Annotated in this window: 13 protein-coding genes; 7 read left to right on the top strand and 6 right to left on the bottom strand. The window is 63.5% G+C overall.

Annotation, left to right across the window (positions count from 1 at the left end; translation table 11 throughout):
- The first annotated feature begins 136 nt into the window (after positions 1-136).
- The 6 genes from A3OO_RS0103645 to A3OO_RS0103620 all read left to right on the top strand — a co-directional run bounded on the left by A3OO_RS0103645 (position 137) and on the right by A3OO_RS0103620 (position 9,458).
- Positions 137-1,447 carry a replication-associated recombination protein A gene (locus tag A3OO_RS0103645; protein ID WP_018406479.1) on the top strand — a complete coding sequence of 437 codons (1,311 nt, stop codon included), beginning with the start codon at positions 137-139 and terminating at the stop codon, positions 1,445-1,447.
- A gap of 215 nt (positions 1,448-1,662) precedes the next feature.
- Entirely contained in the window at positions 1,663-2,607 is a 945-nt protein-coding gene (locus A3OO_RS0103640) for an outer membrane protein (protein WP_018406478.1), read from the top strand.
- 254 nt (positions 2,608-2,861) lie between these two features.
- Positions 2,862-4,061 carry an efflux RND transporter periplasmic adaptor subunit gene (locus tag A3OO_RS0103635; protein ID WP_018406477.1) on the top strand — a complete coding sequence of 400 codons (1,200 nt, stop codon included), beginning with the start codon at positions 2,862-2,864 and terminating at the stop codon, positions 4,059-4,061.
- A 79-nt stretch (positions 4,062-4,140) separates the two neighbouring features.
- Complete coding sequence (locus A3OO_RS0103630) at positions 4,141-7,359, top strand: efflux RND transporter permease subunit (protein WP_018406476.1); 3,219 nt, start codon at positions 4,141-4,143, stop codon at positions 7,357-7,359.
- Between the two features lie 2 nt (positions 7,360-7,361).
- Positions 7,362-8,768, top strand: coding sequence for a TolC family outer membrane protein (locus A3OO_RS0103625; protein ID WP_040573353.1), 1,407 nt, complete (start codon positions 7,362-7,364; stop codon positions 8,766-8,768).
- 210 nt (positions 8,769-8,978) lie between these two features.
- Complete coding sequence (locus A3OO_RS0103620) at positions 8,979-9,458, top strand: hypothetical protein (protein ID WP_026222661.1); 480 nt, start codon at positions 8,979-8,981, stop codon at positions 9,456-9,458.
- 68 nt (positions 9,459-9,526) lie between these two features.
- Here A3OO_RS0103620 and A3OO_RS0103615 read toward each other — a convergent pair whose 3' ends face one another.
- From A3OO_RS0103615 to A3OO_RS0103585, 6 genes are all read right to left on the bottom strand, one after another.
- Positions 9,527-9,769: a hypothetical protein gene (locus A3OO_RS0103615; RefSeq protein ID WP_018406473.1), complete on the bottom strand. Its 243-nt coding sequence runs from the start codon at positions 9,767-9,769 to the stop codon at positions 9,527-9,529.
- A gap of 330 nt (positions 9,770-10,099) precedes the next feature.
- Entirely contained in the window at positions 10,100-10,516 is a 417-nt protein-coding gene (locus A3OO_RS0103605) for a hypothetical protein (RefSeq protein ID WP_245257095.1), read from the bottom strand.
- Between the two features lie 17 nt (positions 10,517-10,533).
- Positions 10,534-13,245 carry an aconitate hydratase AcnA gene (gene acnA, locus A3OO_RS0103600; RefSeq protein ID WP_018406470.1) on the bottom strand — a complete coding sequence of 904 codons (2,712 nt, stop codon included), beginning with the start codon at positions 13,243-13,245 and terminating at the stop codon, positions 10,534-10,536.
- Between the two features lie 92 nt (positions 13,246-13,337).
- The gene (locus A3OO_RS0103595; protein ID WP_026222660.1) at positions 13,338-14,774 is read right to left on the bottom strand and encodes an MDR family MFS transporter; all 1,437 of its coding nucleotides are present in this window, start codon (positions 14,772-14,774) and stop codon (positions 13,338-13,340) included.
- A 71-nt stretch (positions 14,775-14,845) separates the two neighbouring features.
- Positions 14,846-16,423 carry a RecQ family ATP-dependent DNA helicase gene (locus A3OO_RS0103590; protein WP_018406468.1) on the bottom strand — a complete coding sequence of 526 codons (1,578 nt, stop codon included), beginning with the start codon at positions 16,421-16,423 and terminating at the stop codon, positions 14,846-14,848.
- Positions 16,420-16,716, bottom strand: a complete 297-nt coding sequence (locus A3OO_RS0103585; protein WP_018406467.1) for a hypothetical protein — start codon at positions 16,714-16,716, stop codon at positions 16,420-16,422. Before A3OO_RS0103585 ends, A3OO_RS0103590 begins: the two co-directional genes overlap by 4 nt.
- Positions 16,717-17,253: 537 nt before the next feature.
- On the opposite strand from A3OO_RS0103585, the gene ffh reads away from it, so the two are divergent.
- The gene (ffh, locus tag A3OO_RS0103580) at positions 17,254-18,792 is read left to right on the top strand and encodes a signal recognition particle protein (protein WP_018406466.1); all 1,539 of its coding nucleotides are present in this window, start codon (positions 17,254-17,256) and stop codon (positions 18,790-18,792) included.
- Positions 18,793-18,807: the final 15 nt, after the last annotated feature.

Raw genomic sequence — 18,807 nt, 5'->3', positions numbered from 1 at the left:
CAGTCTTCATCAAACTCGGGGCTGGGAGCGTCCCGGCCGCCACGGCGCGCGTTCCTCCACGTTTGCGACGCGCGCCCTTTTCTTCGGCGCCAGAGATTCTCGCAAGCGAGCCGCCCCGCTATGTTAATCAGTGACCATGTCCGATCTGTTCCAAGCCGCGAAGCTTGAAGACGACGCGCCGCGTCCGCTCGCCGACAGGCTGCGGCCGACGCGTCTCGATGAGGTGGCGGGACAGGATCATCTGCTTGGATCCGAAGGCGCGCTGACGCGGCTCACCCGCGCCGGCGCGCTCGGTTCGCTCATCTTCTGGGGGCCGCCGGGCACCGGCAAAACCACGGTCGCGCGGCTTCTCGCGCATGAAACCAAGCTCGCCTTCGTGCAGATTTCGGCGATCTTTTCCGGCGTCGCCGATCTGAAGAAGACATTCGAGGCGGCGCGCGCCAGACGCGCGGCCGGCCAGGGGACCCTGCTCTTCGTCGACGAGATTCACCGCTTCAATCGCGCGCAACAGGATTCCTTCCTGCCGGTGATGGAAGACGGCACGATCACGCTCATCGGCGCGACGACCGAAAACCCCTCCTTTGAACTCAACGCCGCGCTGCTCTCGCGCGCCCGCGTGATGACCTTCAAGGCGCTCGATGAAGCGGCGATCGAACAGCTGCTCAAACGCGCCGAAAACGCCGAAGCCAAACCATTGCCGCTCGAACCCGACGCGCGCGAAGCGCTTGTCGGCATGGCCGACGGCGATGGCCGCGCGGCCTTGACGCTCGCCGAGGAAATCTGGCGCGCCGCAAAGCCCGGCGAGATCTTCGATCGGACGGGGCTCGTCGACATCGTGCAGCGCCGCGCGCCGATCTACGACAAGGCGCAGGAAGGCCACTACAATCTCATCAGCGCATTGCACAAATGCGTCCGCGGTTCGGATCCCGACGCCGCGCTCTACTATCTCGCGCGCATGCTCGCCGCCGGCGAGGATCCGCTGTTTCTCGCACGCCGCATCGTGCGCATGGCGGTCGAAGACATCGGCTTGGCCGATCCGCAAGCGCTCGTCGTCGCCAACGCCGCCAAGGACGCCTATGATTTCCTCGGCAGCCCCGAGGGTGAACTCGCGCTGGCGCAGGCGGTGATCTATGTGGCGACCGCGCCCAAATCCAACGCCGCCTATGTCGCCTTCAAGCGCGCGCAGCGCATCGCGGAGGAGAAGGGCTCCCTGATGCCGCCGAAGGTCATCCTCAACGCGCCGACGAAAATGATGCGCGAAGAGGGCTATGGCGCGAACTACGAATATGACCATGATTCGCCTGAGGCCTTCTCGGGCCAGAACTACTGGCCAGACTCGCTCTCGCGGCAGAAGTTCTACAGACCGGTCGAGCGCGGATTCGAGCGCGAGATCGCCAAACGCATCGACTACTGGGATCGATTGCGCAGAGAGCGCGGCGATTCATAAAAATGCGCGCGTGAAGACGTGGCGAAATCGAATCTTTCGCTGTTGCATATTGGTCACGTCCTTTAGGAAACGCGCCTGTGAACGTCTAAAACCGCAGCGTTTTGATTGACCTTTGAAATGGTTCCAACGTAATCCTGAACGTATCGGCGCATTGTCGCAGAAGCGGCGATCTTAGGGGCCGCAGGAACTGAAATTTACTGTAGAGGGGGTCACTCATGACCAAATTGCCTGTCGCCGCCGGCCTCGCGCTAGCGCTCGCCGCCGGATCCGCGCTCGCTGCCGACCTTCCGCATTATAAGGGTCCCCCGCCATTCATGCCGCCGCCGTTCACTTGGACGGGCATCTACGGCGGCGTCAACATCGGCGGCGCATTCGGCAACGCCGACAAGCAGTGGACCCGCGAGAACATTCACTCTGCGCTGGGAACTCCAATCTTCGGCGGCGTGGCTTGGCAGCGGCAGACCAACCTCAGCGGCGTGATCGGCGGCGGCCAGATTGGCTACAATTATCAGTTCAATCCCTGGTTGATCGTCGGAGTGGAGACGGACTTCCAAGGCGCCGGAATTCAGACCACCAACAGCGGCTGGGGTCCGGGCGTGACGACGCCAGCCGCTCCAGTCGGAGTCGTGCTGTCGAGTGCTTATGCAGGCGCTGGCTCCTTCAACAGCCATGTCGATTGGTGGGGCACGGTTCGCGGGCGCGTCGGCGTCGCGCCGCTGATGCCGAACCTGATGTTCTACGCCACCGGCGGCTTCGCTTACGGCCAAGCCGGAACCAACTTTGACTATGGCTCGGTAAGGGGGGTTCAGGGCTTCTTCTTTGCGCCCAACAGCATCAGCTCCGGCGCCTTCGGCCGCGCGTCGTACAACAACGTCAAGACCGGCTGGACCGTCGGCGGCGGTTTCGAATATGCGCCGCTGATGTTCCCAAACTGGTCGTTCAAGCTGGAATATGACTATGTCGACCTCGGCCGCACGACCTTGACGACCTTCGGTCTGGGCACGACGACGTTTTCGACGATTTTCGGCTCGGCATCTGCGCCGTTCTTCAACAGCGCGACGACGAGCGTTCAGACACGCTTCCATGTGGCGCGCGTCGGCCTCAACTATCGGCTGAACTGGTTCAGCGCGCCGTCGGCCCCGGTGCTCGCCAAATACTGAGCCAACGGCAAAGCGGCAAACTCCACGAAAATAGAAGCCCGGCCTTTTGGCCGGGCTTTTCTTTTTGAAAACTGCGGCATGTGCGAAACAGCCGCGAGCCGCCGCATGGACCGGGCCAGCCAACTCCTTTAAAGAAAAATGAATCAACGCCGAACGCGCGATATCCCCCTCTCGCGCCGCGGCGGCCCATGGCTCGAGCGGCGCGCCAATGCTACGCCCTGCAGACCGCTCGTGACGGAGCTGACTTCGCGATTATGACCCGTTATAGGTCCGTTCTGGTTCTTGCCGTTCTCGCGAGCCTGGCGATTGGCGCCGCGCTGCCGTCGCTCTTTGGCGCCATGCGCAGCCGCGTTGCGCCTGACCGCCAAAGCGAGACGATTCCGCCCGAGTCCGCCGACGGCGAAGTCCGGCTTTCCGCCGCTCAGATCGAAACGTCCAAGATCGCGATGGCGACGGTCGGCCCTGGCGTGATTACGCGGCGGATCACGGCGCCTGCCGCCGTCAAGCCCGATCCGGACAGAATCGCGCGCGTCGCGGCAAAGGTCTCAGGCGTCGTCGAAGAGATGCGCAAGCGTCTTGGAGACCAGGTCGCGCGCGGCGAAACCATCGCGATTATCGACTCCCGCGAAGTGGCCGAAGCAAAAAGCGAGTATCTCGCCGCAACGGCGAATTTCGATCTGCAGAACGTGCTTTTTCAACGCGAAAAAGGACTGTTCGAGAAGAAAATCACTGCGGAGCAGCTGTTTCTGAAGGCAAAAGCGGTCTTCATGGAAGCCAAAGTGAAGCTCGATCTTGCACGGCAGAAACTCGCTGCGCTGGACATGAGCGAGCAGGAGATCTCCGCCCTGCCCTCCCAGGCGATTGCGGACCTTCGCCGCAAGGAGATCCACGCGCCGATCTCCGGGCGCGTCATCGAGCGTCTGGTCAGCGTCGGCCAGCCCGTCGGCGGGGAAGGTCAGGCGAAGGAACTCTACGTCATCGCGGATCTCTCTGTCGTAGAGGTCGAACTTGCGGTGCCCGCCGCCGATCTCGGCCTGTTGCGCGAGGGCCAGGAGGTTCGGCTGCAAAACGCGGAAGGTCGCGGGTTCGAAGGCAAGATCACTTATGTCAACGCGCTGATCACGCGCGAGACGCGTTCAGGCCAAGTCCTGGCGCGCTTTGCGAACCCCGATTTCGCGCTGCGGCCGGGCAGCCTGCTGGAAGCGGATATCTCGCTCAAGGAGACCCAGGTGAAACTCGAGATTCCACGCTCCGCGGTGATGATCGTCGACGGCAAACCCAATGTCTTCGTTCGGACTTCCGCTGGCTTTATCAAGCGCGAAATCGAGTTGGGACGTGGCGATGATGACTCGGTCGAAGTCGTTTCCGGCCTGAGCGCGGGAGAGGAGATCGCCGTCTCCAATGCCTTTCTGCTGAAGGCGGAGCTCGGCAAGCAAAGCATTCCGGAGGAATGATGCGCGCCGGCGGCCTGTTTTTCTCCACGACGCTGCGACTGGGCGCCGCAGTAGCGCCTTCGACCGCCAGTTGCCGTCGATGATCAAAAATCTCATCGCCTTATCGGTCCGAAGCCGGTGGCTCGTGGTGTTGCTGACGGCGTTCGCCGTGCCGCTTGGCGTCTGGTCGCTGATGCGATTGCCGATCGACGCGGTGCCGGACATCACGAATAACCAGGTTCAGATCAACGCCTTCGGACCGGCGCTTTCCGCCTTCGAGATCGAAAAACAGGTCACCTATCCGATCGAGAACGCCATCGCGGGAATACCTGGGCTCGAATATACCCGCTCGCTTTCCCGCAACGGCTTCGCCCAGGTGACCGCCGTCTTCGGCGACAGCGTCGATATTTATTTCGCCCGCCAACAGGTCGGTGAACGCCTCACGCTCGCCAAGGAGTATTTTCCACCCGCCGTAGAGTCGCATATGGGCCCGGTCGCCACCGGGCTGTCAGAGATCTACATGTGGTCCGTCGCCTACGCGCCGCGAGGCGGGGACGAACCGGCGCCGGACGGAAAGCCAGGCTGGCAGAGCAATGGCGATTATCTGACGCCGGAGGGGCAGAGACTTCGCAACTTGGTCGAAATGACCGCCTATCTGCGAACGGTGCAAGATTGGATCATCAGGCCGTTGTTGCGCACCGTGCCCGGAGTCGCCGGCGTCGACTCGCTTGGCGGCTACGTCAAGGAATATCACGTTCAGCCCGACCCCGCGAAAATCTTCGCTCTCGGACTGTCCTTCGCCGATCTCGCGGGCATTATCGAGCGCAATAACATCAGCCGCGGCGCAGGCTACGTCGAGCGCAATGGCGAGGGCCTCGTCGTGCGCAGTCCGGGGCGGCTCGAGTCCATGGACGACATCGCCAAGGTCGTCGTGTCGACGAGAGGCGGCACCCCCGTGCGCGTCGAGGATATCGCGGAGGTGGGCGTCGGACGCGAGCTGCGCGTGGGCAGCGCCAGCATGAACGGCGAAGAGGTGGTGATCGGCACGGCGCTGATGCTGATCGGCGCAAACAGTCGTGAAGTGTCGAGCGCCGTCAATGCGAAGATGAACGAAATCCGGCGGCTGCTACCGCCCGGCGTCGAAGTGCGCACGATCTTGAACCGCACCGTGCTCGTCAACGCCACGATCAAAACGGTCGCCCTGAATCTTGTTGAGGGCGCCGCGCTCGTCATCCTCGTGCTCTTTGTCATGCTCGACAATTTTCGCGCGGCGCTCGTGACGGCGATGGTCATACCGCTGACGATGCTGCTGCTGGGCATCGGCATGCATGTCGGAAAGATCAGCGCCAATCTGATGAGTCTCGGCGCGCTCGATTTCGGCTTGATCGCCGACGGGGCCATCATTGTCACCGAGAACTGCCTGCGCCGTCTTTCGCAGCGTCAGAGCGCCTTGGGCCGCGCGCTCACGCTGGAAGAACGGCTGACGACCGTGATCGACTCGGCGGTCGAGATGCGGCGGCCGACCGTCTACGGCCAGGCGATCATCATCCTCGTCTATGTGCCGATCCTGACCTTTTCAGGGGTCGAAGGCAAAATGTTCCATCCGATGGCGATGACCGTCATCATGGCGCTCGCCTCTGAATTCGTCCTGTCGCTGACGTTCTTTCCGGCGATGATCGCCATTGCGCTTTCAGGTCGCGTGCGCGAATCCGAAAACGTCGTCGTGAGCGCCCTCAAGCGCGCATATGAACCCATTCTGAAATGGGCGATGGCTGCGCCTTTGAAGCCGATCGCGCTGGGCGCGGGCGCCTTCGTCCTCGCGGCGCTTCTCTACTTGACGCTGGGCGAAGAGTTCGTGCCGACGCTCGACGAAAAGAACCTCGCGATGCAGGCGAATCGAATTCCCAGCGCGTCGCTGACGCAGTCGCAGGCGATGCAGTTCGAGATCGAGAGCACGCTACGCAGTTTTCCCGAAGTCGACTATGTCTTCTCCAAGACCGGCACGGCCGAGATCGCCACCGATCCCATGCCGCCGAACCTGACCGACACGTTCATCATGTTGAAGCCGCGCGACAAATGGCCCAACCCAGGCCTCGACAAGGCGGCGCTGATTCAAAAATTGGAGGCGCGGCTCGCGCAACTGCCGGGCAACGCCTATGAGTTCTCGCAGCCCATTCAATTGCGCTTCAACGAATTGCTCGCCGGCGTGCGCGGCGACATCGCCGTAAAAGTGTTTGGCGAAGACTTTAACGTCATGTTGAAGGCGGCCAACCAAATCGCCGGCATTCTCAATTCGATCAAGGGCGCGAGCGACGTCAAGGTCGAACAAGTGGCCGGATTGCCGATTCTCGATGTCGCCGTCAACAAGGGCGCGATCGCGCGGCTTGGCCTCAGCGTCGCCGCCGTGCAGGACGTGATCGGCGCGGCGATCGGCGGACAAAGGGCTGGAGTGGTGTTCGAGGGCGATCGCCGCTTCCCTATTGTCGTCCGGCTGCAGGACAATTTGCGCGAGGACGCGCAGGCGTTGGAGTCCATTCCCGTCGCGCTTCCCGGATCGGCGAACGACAACGCGCCGGTCGTGCTGCTGAAGCAGGTCGCGAAATTTTCAATTGTGGACGGGCAGAACCAAATTTCGCGGGAGAACGGCCATCGCCGCGTCGTGGTCACCGCCAATGTGCGCGGCCGCGACATCGCGTCCGTCGTCGATGAGGCGCGGGCGAGAATCGAGTCAAAAGTTATCCTGCCGCCCGGCTACTGGATTGCATGGGGCGGCCAGTTCGAGAATCTCGCGGCGGCGCGCGCGCGTTTGATGTTCGTCGTGCCGATCTGCTTTTTCCTCATTCTTCTGCTGCTCTACTCCTCGCTCGGCTCGGCGCGCGACGCGCTGCTGGTGTTCACCGCGGTGCCGCTGGCGCTTTCCGGCGGCGTCGCCGCGCTGTGGCTGCGCGGCATGCCGATGTCGGTCTCGGCCGCGGTCGGCTTCATCGCCCTTTCGGGCGTCGCTGTGCTGAACGGCCTCGTCATGCGCACCTATATTTCGCAGTTGATCGCAGGCGGCATGGCTGAACGCCAGGCGATCTTCAAAGGCGCGATGACGCGGCTGCGCCCTGTCGTGATGACGGCCCTTGTCGCCTCGCTCGGATTTCTGCCGATGGCGCTTGCCACGAGCACCGGCGCCGAAGTGCAAAAGCCGATCGCGACGGTCGTCATCGGCGGCCTGATCAGCGCCACGCTTCTCACTCTTGTCGTTCTGCCGGCCCTTTACGCGTTCTTTTGTCGCTCGCCAGAGTCAGCTTCCGCGCAACAAAGCGGGGGCTGACCGTGAGCGTGCGCGGCGTCGCCTCGGTCCTGATCTGCTTCATTCTGAGCGGCGGCGCGTCCCACGCCGAAACCTTGATGGGCGCGATGCGTCGCGCCTATGACGCCAATCCGCAGCTTAACGCCGGCAGGGCGGAGCTGCGCGCGATTGATGAGAATGTGCCGCAGGCGCAAGCCGGCATGCGGCCGCGCGTTTCCGCCGACGGCTATCTCGGCGTGCAGCGCAACCGCTACATCACGCAACAGCGCGACGTCGATCTCAACGACCCCACCTACACAGCCCGCACGAAGAGCATCCAAAACGGCGGCAGCGTTCCTCGCTCCGCCCAATTGACGTTCGAGCAGCCGATCTTCGACGGCTTCAAGGCGCGAAACGAAACGCGCGCGGCGGAGTCTGGCGTCTTCGCCGGGCGCGAGCGACTGCGCCTGACCGAGCAACAGGTCTTATTTGACGCGGTCGCCGCTTATATGAACGTCTTGCGCGACACGGCGGCGCTCAAACTCCAAGAAAGCAATGTCGCCGTCCTGAGGGAACAATTGCGCCAGACGCGCGAGCGTTACGCATATGGACAGATCACGCTGACCGACATCGCGCAGGCCGAAGCGCGGCTCGCGGGCGGCAAATCTCTCATCGGCGCCGCGCGCGCCGCGCTCGACGCCAGCATCGGCGTCTATCGCAAGACGGTCGGCGTCGAGCCGACGAAGCTCGCGCCGGGCGCGCCGATCGACCGATTGCTGCCGAAGTCGCGCGAAGAGGCGGAACGCATCGCCCAGAGCGAACATCCCTTCGTTCTTGCCGCTCTGCACGACGCCGACACCGCCGACCTCGACATCAAGGCGCTCGAGGCGGACTTCATGCCCAAATTGTCGATCGTCGGCGATGTCTTCACGCAGACCGACACGGTCGGCGTCGGCAACCGCAACATCGGGGCCAGCGTCGGCGGACGTCTCAGCGTGCCGATTTACGAGGGCGGCCTGACGTCCTCTCGCGTGCGGCAAGCCAAGGAAACCGCCGGAAAGCGCCGACTCGACGCCGACGTCGCGCGCGCCGAAGTTCTGTCGCTGGTACGCGCCTATTGGGGCGCCCTGCAAGCGGCCAAAACGCAGATCGCCGCGGCGCAAACTCAGATCGCCGCCGCGGAGCGCGCGCTCTACGGCGTGCGCGAAGAAGCCAAGGCCGGTCAGCGAACGACGCTCGAAATCCTGAATGCGCAGCAGGAGCTGCTCAACGCGCGCATCGGACTCGTCCTCGCGCAGCGGGACCGCGTCGTCGCTTCCTATGCCATGCTCTCTTCGCTCGGGCGGCTTTCTTCGGGCTGGCTCGGTCTTACGCCCGGCGGTTATGATCCTGCCATCCACTTCGATCAGGTTAAGGATCTCTGGGGCGATCCGACGACGCCCGACCGTTAGAACAGGTTTTGAGAAAGTTGACGGGTTTTTTCGATAAGAAGCGGCTCCGCTATTTTAATGTGAGCGATTTCTTATCGACCGCGTAATGCCCTGTGATCGGGAAGCGCTCTAGGACTTAAGACGCGCCGCGAATGCTGCGATAAGATGCTAGAGTCTAAAAAAGACGCGCCGCCGGGCGACGAAATCATAAAGGCTGAGGGAGAGGACATCATGCGAGGCGCTTTCATCACATTCGCCGTTGCGATGCTGCTGGCGTTGCTACCGGCGATCCCGGCCAATGCTTTTTGCATGTTCGGCTGCAATCCAACTGAAGCGCATGCGCGGCAGATTTTCGAGAACTTGCTGAAGCAGCGCGCCGACAAGCCGTTCAAGATCGTCGAGTTCAAACAGACGATGGCCGAGCGCCTCGAGATGCACGCCACCGGAGAAAAGGGCTACGAGATCTTCTTCAATGCGCGGGTCGAGTTTCCAGAAGGCGCAAATCTCGAATGCAAACCTGACGAGGCTGGAAAATTTCCCGAAGGCTGTTCGCCGAGCAATCATTATGTGACGGCGCCGCGCAGTTCCGATCCCCCGGGCAAGCAATATATCGCGCCCGGTTCAACAGTTCTGTTCGACGAGGAATATCGCTTTTATGAAGCGGGCAGCGGTTGGAAAGGCCCAGACGGCAAGGTCTATACGGTTGACTGATAAAAAAACGGGCGCGCATTGAATGCGCGCCCCGTCTCAACCGACCTCGCTCGCGAGGCTCGGCCTTTTTACTCTTTGTCCTTGGTGTTCTGCGGGCAGCCGCAGGCGGCGTCACAGGCCTTCTTATTGGCGAGGACTTCACTTTTGTTGGAGGCATAATTCATCTTGCGGGCGAGGTACTCGTCGTCGCATTTCTCAGCGCATTTAGCCTGCTTGTCTTCGTCCGCTTTGTGGACGTCGCAATCCGCGAATGCCGGGCTGATCATGCCGGCGACAAGGAGAGCCGCCGTCATAATGGCGTATTTGTTCATTTGGTCGTTTCCTTCACTTGCCCGTTGGGCGTCTAGACTGCGCTTGCGCTCGACCCCTCCCGCCATGGAACAGCAACGGCGTCACATAACGCAATAAGCGGCCGGACGATGTCGTATGTGGCCGCTCATGTCAATTGCGCATCACTGGGGCCATATTTCGAGCCGCTTCGTCGGTCTTCGGCGCGGTTCGCTAAAAGCCTGTTGTTTCCATGTCCTTGATGAACACGAAGACGCGGCGTGACGGCTGTCCGACGTTTGATTGGCCAACGTGAATAGGGCGCGCGCGATCCCTCGCGCGCCCTTATGTCGCTGTTCGAACCAATGGGACTGTTAAAGGCCCTTCGAGTTCTGCGGGCAACCGCACTTGTCGTCGCACGCTTTCTTGGCGGACTTGATCTTGCTCATGTCCGCCGTCCAGCCCTGCTGGTCCTTAAGATAGGCGTCCTCGCACTTGCTGGCGCAAACGGCCTGATCGTCTTCGGCGTGCGTGTCGCAGCTGATGCGCGTCGCCTGGCTCGGTGCGCGCAAACCGACACCGGCGTCGAAGGCGAACGACGGCGCGGTCATCCCCAGGAACAGGGCGGCGACGGCCGTAAGGGCGTATTTATTCATATGCTGATTTTCCTCTTCTTCGCGTCGTGAGCTTTTTTGTTTTTGTAGAGCGCTGCGTTGAAGACATTGCAACCGCAACGGCTGGAAACCAACGCAAAGCACAGCAACGCTGTCGGAGGACTTCGACTGAGTCAATGGTTTTTTGTCGAGATCTAAGGGGCGAGTTGTCGCAACACATAGGCAAGGATGCCGCCATTTTTGAAATATTCTAGCTCGTCGAGCGTATCGATGCGCGCGAGCAGCGGCACAGTCTTGGTGGACCCATCCGGGAATGAGATCGAGGCGACCAGAGTCTTGCGTGGCGCAAGCCCCTCGCACAGGCCATGGATGGTGACGGTTTCATCGCCCTTGAGTCCGAGCGTGTCCCAACCTGTCCCCTCCGCAAAGGTGAGCGGCACGACGCCCATGCCGACGAGATTGGAGCGGTGGATGCGCTCGAAACTTTTGGCGATCACCGCGCGAACCCCAAGCAGCATGGCGCCCTTCGCCGCCCAGTCGCGCGACGAGCCGTTGCCATATTCGGCGCCGGCCATGACGACCAGCGGCGCGCCCTCCTCTCGGTAGCGCATGGCGGCGTCATAGATCGGCATGATCTCGCCGCCCGGATAATGCTTGGTCAATCCGCCTTCCGGCGTGAGGCCTTTCGCATCCCGCATCATGTGATTCTTGATGCGGATGTTGGCGAAGGTGCCGCGCATCATCACTTCATGATTGCCGCGACGGGTGCCGTATTGATTGAAGTCGGCGGGCGCGACGCCATGCTCCATCAGCCATTGGCCGGCGGGCGAAGCCGCCTTGATCGAGCCGGCGGGCGAGATGTGATCGGTGGTGATCTTGTCGCCAAAGAGCGCAAGGATGCGTGCGCCGACGATATCTTCCACAGGCTTGGGCTCGCGCTGCAGACCAACGAAATAAGGCGGGTCGCGCACATAGGTGGACTGGTCGTCCCACGCGTACGTCTCGCTGCTGGGCGCCTCGACAGCGCGCCAGTGCGCGTCGCCCGAAAAGACGTTTGCGTAGGTCTCGCGAAACAGATTGCGCGTCACCTGATCGCGGACGAAGGTCGCGATTTCCGCATTCGGCGGCCAGATGTCGCGCAGATAAACCGGCGCCCCGGCGCTGTCATGTCCGAGAGGCTCTTTGGTCAGATCAATCGCCATCGTGCCCGCGAGCGCATAGGCGACGACGAGCGGCGGCGAGGCGAGGTAATTCGCCTGGACGTCGGGATTGACCCGGCCTTCGAAATTGCGGTTTCCCGACAGCACCGACGCCGCGACGAGGTCATGCTCATTGATGGTCTTGGAGATCGCCGGCGGCAGTGGCCCGGAGTTGCCGATGCAGGTCGTGCAGCCAAATCCCACAAGATTGAAGCCGAGATCGTCGAGATATTTCTGCAGTCCGGACTTGGCGAGATATTGCGCGACGACCTGACTGCCCGGGGCGAGCGAGGTTTTCACCCAGGGCTTGGCCTTCAGTCCGCGCGCGACGGCGTTGCGCGCCAGCAATCCCGCGCCGATAAGCACGCTGGGATTGGACGTATTGGTGCAGGAGGTGATGGCGGCGATGACGACGTCGCCATGGCCGAGATCAAAACTTTCGCCTTCGACGCCATAGCGCTGCCCGAGTCCGTCTTCCTTCTTATATTCGCTCGCGAGCGCGCCGAGAAAGGCCGAGCCGACTTCGGAAAGCGCGGCGCGGCTCTCGGGACGCTTTGGGCCGGCGAGCGACGGCGTCACCTCCGCAAGATCGAGGCTCAGCGTATCGGTGAATTCGGGATCAGGAGCGCCGGACTCGCGCAGCATCCCTTGCGCCTGGGCATAAGCTTCGATCAGCGCGATGCGGTCGTCGGCGCGCCCCGACATGCGCAGATAGGAAAGCGTCTCCTGATCGATGGGGAAGAAGCCGCACGTGGCGCCATATTCCGGCGCCATATTGGCGATTGTCGCGCGATCGGCGAGGCTGAGATGATCAAGCCCTTCGCCAAAGAACTCCACGAACTTTCCGACCACGCCCTTTTTGCGCAGCATTTGCGTGACGGTCAGGACGACGTCCGTCGCCGTCACGCCTTCCTTCGGCGCGCCGGTGAGCTTGAAGCCGATCACTTCCGGCGCGAGCATCGATAAAGGTTGGCCGAGCATCGCGGCCTCGGCCTCGATGCCGCCGACGCCCCAGCCGAGAACGGCGAGACCATTGATCATGGTCGTATGCGAATCTGTGCCGACCAGCGTGTCGGGATAGGCGAGTTCGACGGTCTTGCCGTCGATGCGCTCGGTGCGCGTCCAGACGGTCTGCCCGAGATATTCCAGATTCACCTGATGGCAGATGCCGGTGCCGGGAGGCACGACGCGGAAATTGTCGAACGCCGACTGGCCCCATTTCAAAAATCGGTAGCGCTCGCCATTGCGCTCATATTCGAGTTCGACGTTGCGGGCGAAGGCCTGCGGCGTGCCGAAGCTGTCGACGATCACCGAATGGTCGATGACAAGATCGACGGGCACAAGCGGATTGATCTTCTGCGCGGTCCCGCCGAGCGCGACGACGGCGTCGCGCATCGCCGCAAGATCGACGACCGCCGGCACGCCAGTAAAATCCTGCATCAGCACGCGCGCCGGCCGGAAGGCGATTTCGCGTTCCGTCTTGCCTTTCTCCTCGAGCCATTTCGCGAAGGTTTCGATCGACTCCCGGGTGACCGAACGGCCGTCCTCGTTGCGCAGCAAATTTTCGAGAACGACCTTGAGCGAATAGGGCAGGCGGGAGACGTCTCGAAGCCCGTTTTGCTCCGCCGCCCTCAAAGAGAAATATTGATAAGACCGATTCCCGACGACGAGCGTCTGGCAGGCGTTGAAACTATTGAGAGAGGCCATGGAAGGGTCCTTGCGGCGCGGGAAGGCGGAATCTTTCTAGAAAATTCCATGCCATGGGGGCAAATAGAAAAGACGCGAGCAAAATCGACCCGTCAGCTGCGCCGCTCGCCGCGCAGCGGCCGCTCCTCCATACGCGCGAGGAAAAGCAGGGACAGGCCCACGCAAACGGCAAGCGCCAGAAAAACGAGGCGAAAGCTCGAAAACAAAGCGGCGCCGTCGACGTCCGTCTTCATCTCCTCAAGCAATTGCGCGCGGCCGCCGCCGATCGCCAGGGCGGCGAAAAGCGCGACGGCGGCCCCGGCCGCGAGTTGCCGAAAGAATTGCATCGAGGCCGTCGCCGTCCCCAAATCGCGCGAATCGACCGCATTCTGCACCGAAACGGTGGCGACAGGCAGCATCGCGCCGATGCCGAACGTCGTGACGGTGAGCAGGGCGTTGAGCCAAAGCAGCGAGCGGCCCGAACCCATCATCGCGGCTGCGCCCAGCGCGGCGAGAGCGCCCGCGCCGAGTCCGAGGAGCGGAACCGTCTTGTAATGCGTCAAACGCCCCATCAATCGTCCGGAGACTGTGGCGCCGGCGACGGTGCCGACCATCAGGGGAATAAGCGTCAGCCCCGATTCGCTCGCATTCATCCCGCCGCAGATTTCGTAATAGATGGGCATCACGACCGAAAGTCCGACGAACCCGCCGAGCCCAAAGGAACTCGACAGGATGGCGTCGCGCACGATCCGTAGCCGGAGAATGCGCAGCGGAATGAGCGGCTCCTCGGCGCGCGCCGTGCGCCAGGCAAAAAGCGCCCAGGCGAGGGCGGAGGCGGCAAGGAGGCCGACGATCGGCGCCGACCGCCACGGATAGCGCACGCCGCCCCAGCCGAGCGCCAGCACGAGAAGACCGGAGCCGGCGATCAGCAACATCGCGCCCAGATAATCGACGCGATGCGGATGGCGCCGCTCCGGCACGCGCTTCAACCGCGAATTGACGATCAGGAGCGCCGCGAGGCCCAGCGGCAGATTGATCCAGAAAATCAGCGACCAATGCCAATATTGCGCAAAAACGCCGCCGAGCGCCGGACCGGCGATGCTGGAGGTGATGAACACCGCAGCGAAATAGGATTGATATCGGCCGCGCTCGCGCGGCGAGACAAGATCGGCGACGATCGTCTGCGCGAGCGAGATCAGGCCGCCGCCGCCAAGTCCCTGAATGACCCTCGCGCCGGCGAGCGCCGCCATGCTCGGGGCCAAGGCGCAGGCGACCGATCCGATCACGAAAGTGACCACCCCGATCAAAATGACGCGTCGCCGCCCGTAGACATCGGCGAATTTGCCGTAGAGCGGCGTCACCACCGTCGCCGCGATGAGATAGGCCGTCACGATCCAGGGCAGATCCTGAGGATCGCCGAGGTCGGCCGCGATGGTCGGCATGGCCGTGACCACGATCGTCTGGTCGAGGGCCGAGAGCAGCATGGCGAGGCCGAGCCCGAACATGACCTGTCGCAGTTCGGCGGCGTTTGGCGGCGGGTTAGCGGACATGGGCTCGGGGGAACAGCACGGAGAGCCATAACTACAGTGTTGCGGCGCCGAACGAAACCCTCACGCCGGCTTTAGAGGGCTTCGCGGATCACCCGCAGCAGCGCCGCCGGCTCTTCGAGCCCCCGCAGCAGCGGATCGTCGGCGCTTAGCGGCCTTTCGCGCGCGAGGGCGCGCAGCGCCTGTTCGGAGGCGACAATTCGCGGCGCCAAGCCGCGCCGTTTTGCGATGGCGAGCCGCTCGGCCTCGAGCGCGCGCAGCAGCCGCGCCTCGGCCACCGTCAGCGGCGGCTCCTCCTGGCGCCTCGGCGCGTCGATCGGCGCGGGCGCGAGTTCAGGGAGATCAGCCTCGCCCTCCGAAAGGTCGGCGCGCGCTGCGAAGCCGCTTGAGAGCGCCGCGCGCCAGCCGAGGGCGAATGATGAGAGGCGCCGGGGCCACGCGAGCGGTCCGCCGCGGCAATGGTCGCATCTCCCGCAGCGCCCGCTCTCTTCGCCGAATTCGGCGAGGAGGCGCTGAAAACGGCAGCTCGGCGCCGCCGCTAGCCGGGCCATCGCCTGGCGTCTGGCGTAGTCGCCCGCGGCCGCGTCATTGTCTTTCGCCGCATCCGGAATGCGCCAGCGCAGCGCCAGCTCCGCGGGCGAGAACAGCGTCAGCGCGCGGGCCGGCGCGCCATCGCGGCCGGCGCGGCCGATCTCCTGATAATAGCCCTCGACCGAGGTCGGCAGATCGGCGTGAACGATAAAGCGCACGTCCGGCTTATCGACGCCCATGCCGAAGGCGATGGTCGCCACCATCACCGCGCCCTTACGGGTAAAGAAAGCGTCCTGGCTCTCCGCACGCGTATGGGCGTCGAGCCCGGCGTGATAGGGCAGCGCATCGAAGCCGAGCCGCGAAAGCTCGCGGGCGAGCGCGTCGGTCTTGTTGCGCGAGTTGCAATAAATGATGCCGCTTTCCTTCGCGCCGCCGCCGCCTTTGCGCGCGAATTCGACGATCTGCCGCAGGCCGGCGCGCTTCTGCGCGAAATCGAGCGCAAGATTGGGCCGCGCAAAGGAGCGCTGAAAAATCTCGGGCGGCCGCGCAAACAGCGTGCGGGCGATGTCGTCGCGGGTGCGCGGACCGGCCGTCGCGGTGACGGCGAGCATCGGCGGCGCGCCGAGCTTTCGCGCAATGTCGCCCAGCGCGCGATAGTCGGGGCGAAACTCGTGGCCCCAATGCGAGACGCAATGCGCCTCATCGACCGCGAACAGCTTGATGCGAATGCTGCGCAATAAATTCTGCGTTCCGTCCTGGGCGAGACGTTCGGGGGCGGCGTAAAGCAGCTTCGCCCGGCCCGACGCGACGGCGTCGATCGCGGCCGCCGCCTCGTCGTCCTCCTGCATGGAGTGCAGCGCGACGGCGCCAATCCCAGAGTCGGCGAGGGTTCGAAGCTGGTCGCGCATCAGCGCGATCAGCGGCGAGCAGACGAGAACGAGTCCGCCCCCCGGAGCGGCGGCCGGCAGCTGATAGAGGAGCGATTTGCCGGAGCCCGTCGGCATGATGGCGATGGCGTCGCGGCCAGTGAGCACGGCCTCGACGACCTCCACCTGTCCCGGCAGAAAATCCGCAAAGCCGAAATTGCTGCGCAGCAATTCTCGTGCGGACAGCTCCGTCATGGCGTAGTTTGCGACAGCAGCGCTTGCGCGATCTCGCGCCATTCGTCTTCGAGCGGGGCTTTTTGCGGCTCTCGCCCGGCGCGGCGATACCAGTAGGCCGCGTTGGAGAGATCGCCCTCCTTGCGATGGAGAAAAGCGTGAACCCACATGCTGTCGGGGTCGGATTTGTCGTCGACGCTTTTATGCGCCGCGTTCCAGTCGCCCTTGGCGTCGAACCACAGCGCCCGCGCCGGCGGCGGGAGGGCCGGCGGCTCGGATGCGGACAGCGATGCGAGAAAAGCGTCGAGCGTCATGACCTGCTCTCAAATCATAAGAAGAGCATCATGGCGGCGCGTAGCAGCGTAACAGCTCATTCTGCATTCGCCGCGCCAACCATAATCAATTGAGCGAATGACTATGCTCGGTAGTTAGCGGAAATACCTCCCCCTTGCGGGGAGGTCGGCGGTCGCAGACCGCCGGGTGGGGGGTCTCACCGCGCCAGCATGCGATGACCCCCACCCGACCCCGCTTCGCGGGGCCACCCTCCCCGCAGGGGGTAGGGAATACGCAAACCCCAGCTTTCAACTCGATCCAAAGTCGCCAAGCCGACCAACGCGACCGATATTCGTGAAGTTCGCGCTTAGCTATTCGCGTCGGATTCCTGCTCTGAAGTAAGAGTATAACCCCCAGATGTTGACGCGCGAAACCATCCCGCGTATCCATTCCTCCAATCTCGAAAGAGAAACCGACCACAGCCGAGCCACCCGAGAGGCGGCAGGCCAACGCCCGGCAGCGCGATGCGCCCCCGGGCGCGTTTTGCTTTGGAGCCTTCGCGCTCGCGGGAGAACAGCATGTTCGAGAGCCTTTCCGACAAGCTCTCCGGCATTTTCGACAAGCTCACACGGCGCGGCGCCCTCTCCGAGGCCGACGTCAACGAGGCGCTGCGCGAAATCCGCCGCGCGCTGCTCGAGGCCGACGTCGCGCTCGACGTCGTGCGCTCCTTCACCGACAAGGTCCGCGACCGCGCGATCGGCGCCGGCGTCATCAAATCGGTGACGCCCGGCCAGATGGTCGTCAAGATCGTCAATGACGTGCTGATCGAGACGCTCGGCCAGGACGCGGAGCCGATCGATCTCGTCGCCGCGCCGCCGCTCGCCATCATGATGGTCGGCCTGCAAGGCGCCGGCAAAACCACGACCACCGCCAAGATCGCCAAACGGCTCAAAGAGCGCCACGGCAAGCGCACGCTGATGGCGTCGCTCGACGTTAAGCGCCCGGCGGCCCAGGAACAGCTCGCCGTGCTCGGCCGGCAGGTCGAGGTCGACACGCTGCCGATCGTGCCCGGCCAGACGCCGGTGCAGATCGCCAAGCGCGCGATGGAGGCGGCGCGGCTGCAGGGCTATGACATCGTGCTGCTCGACACCGCCGGCCGCACGCATATCGACGAGCCGCTGATGGCGGAGATGGCGGAGATCAAGACATCCTCCAAGCCGCATGAAATCCTGCTCGTCGCCGACGCCCTAACCGGCCAGGACGCCGTCAATCTCGCCCAGAATTTCGACGAACGGGTCGGGCTGACCGGCATTGTATTGACGCGTATGGACGGCGATGGCCGCGGCGGCGCGGCGCTCTCCATGCGCTATGTCACCGGCAAGCCGATCAAGCTCATCGGCGTCGGCGAAAAGATGGACGCGCTCGACGAATTCTCGCCGACGCGCATCGCCAACCGCATTCTCGGCATGGGCGACATCGTCGCGCTGGTCGAAAAAGCCGCCCAGGCGATCGACGCCGAACAGGCCCGCAAGGCCGCCGAGCGGATGGCCAAGGGCAAGTTCGATCTGCAGGACCTCTGCGATCAGCTCGCCCAGGTGGAAAAGATCGGCGGATTGGGCGGCATCATGGGTCTCCTGCCCGGCGTCGCCAAGATGAAGGATCAGATCGCCGCGTCCGGTTTCGACGACAAGATGGTCAGGCGCCAGCGCGCCATCATCCTTTCGATGACGCCCAGGGAGCGGCGCAATCCCGATCTGATGAAAGCCTCGCGCAAGAAGCGCATCGCCGCAGGTTCCGGCGTCAAGGTCGAGGAGGTCAACAAGCTCCTCAAGCAGCATCGGCAGATGGCCGATCTGATGAAGTCCTTCGGCGCAGGAAAACGCGGCGGCGGCATGATGGGCAAGGCGGCGCAAATGATGGGGCTCGGCCCCGGCATGCAAATGCCCTCCCAGGAAGAGCTGCAGCAGCTGCAGGCGAAGCTTGGCGTGCAACAGCCGAAAGCCCAGCCCGGCGGCGTTCCGGCGGCGCCGCCCCCCGATCTTCTCGCCAAGCCGAGCCTGCCGGGGCTCGGCGGCGGCTTGCTCAGCGGACTGAACCCCTTCGGGAAGAAGAAATAGCAAACCGGCGACTGT

The organism is Methylocystis rosea SV97 (genome assembly GCF_000372845.1).
GTDB lineage: Bacteria > Pseudomonadota > Alphaproteobacteria > Rhizobiales > Beijerinckiaceae > Methylocystis > Methylocystis rosea.
This window is presented reverse-complemented; position numbering and strand designations above follow the sequence as displayed.

Coding starts and splice junctions, on each gene's coding strand:
- A3OO_RS0103645 (WP_018406479.1), top strand. CDS start 137: ATGTCCGATCTGTTCCAAGCCGCGAAGCTTGAAGACGACGCGCCGCGT.
- A3OO_RS0103640 (WP_018406478.1), top strand. CDS start 1,663: ATGACCAAATTGCCTGTCGCCGCCGGCCTCGCGCTAGCGCTCGCCGCC.
- A3OO_RS0103635 (WP_018406477.1), top strand. CDS start 2,862: ATGACCCGTTATAGGTCCGTTCTGGTTCTTGCCGTTCTCGCGAGCCTG.
- A3OO_RS0103630 (WP_018406476.1), top strand. CDS start 4,141: ATGATCAAAAATCTCATCGCCTTATCGGTCCGAAGCCGGTGGCTCGTG.
- A3OO_RS0103620 (WP_026222661.1), top strand. CDS start 8,979: ATGCGAGGCGCTTTCATCACATTCGCCGTTGCGATGCTGCTGGCGTTG.
- A3OO_RS0103615 (WP_018406473.1), bottom strand. CDS start 9,769: ATGAACAAATACGCCATTATGACGGCGGCTCTCCTTGTCGCCGGCATG.
- acnA (WP_018406470.1), bottom strand. CDS start 13,245: ATGGCCTCTCTCAATAGTTTCAACGCCTGCCAGACGCTCGTCGTCGGG.
- A3OO_RS0103595 (WP_026222660.1), bottom strand. CDS start 14,774: ATGTCCGCTAACCCGCCGCCAAACGCCGCCGAACTGCGACAGGTCATG.
- A3OO_RS0103590 (WP_018406468.1), bottom strand. CDS start 16,423: ATGACGGAGCTGTCCGCACGAGAATTGCTGCGCAGCAATTTCGGCTTT.
- A3OO_RS0103585 (WP_018406467.1), bottom strand. CDS start 16,716: ATGACGCTCGACGCTTTTCTCGCATCGCTGTCCGCATCCGAGCCGCCG.
- ffh (WP_018406466.1), top strand. CDS start 17,254: ATGTTCGAGAGCCTTTCCGACAAGCTCTCCGGCATTTTCGACAAGCTC.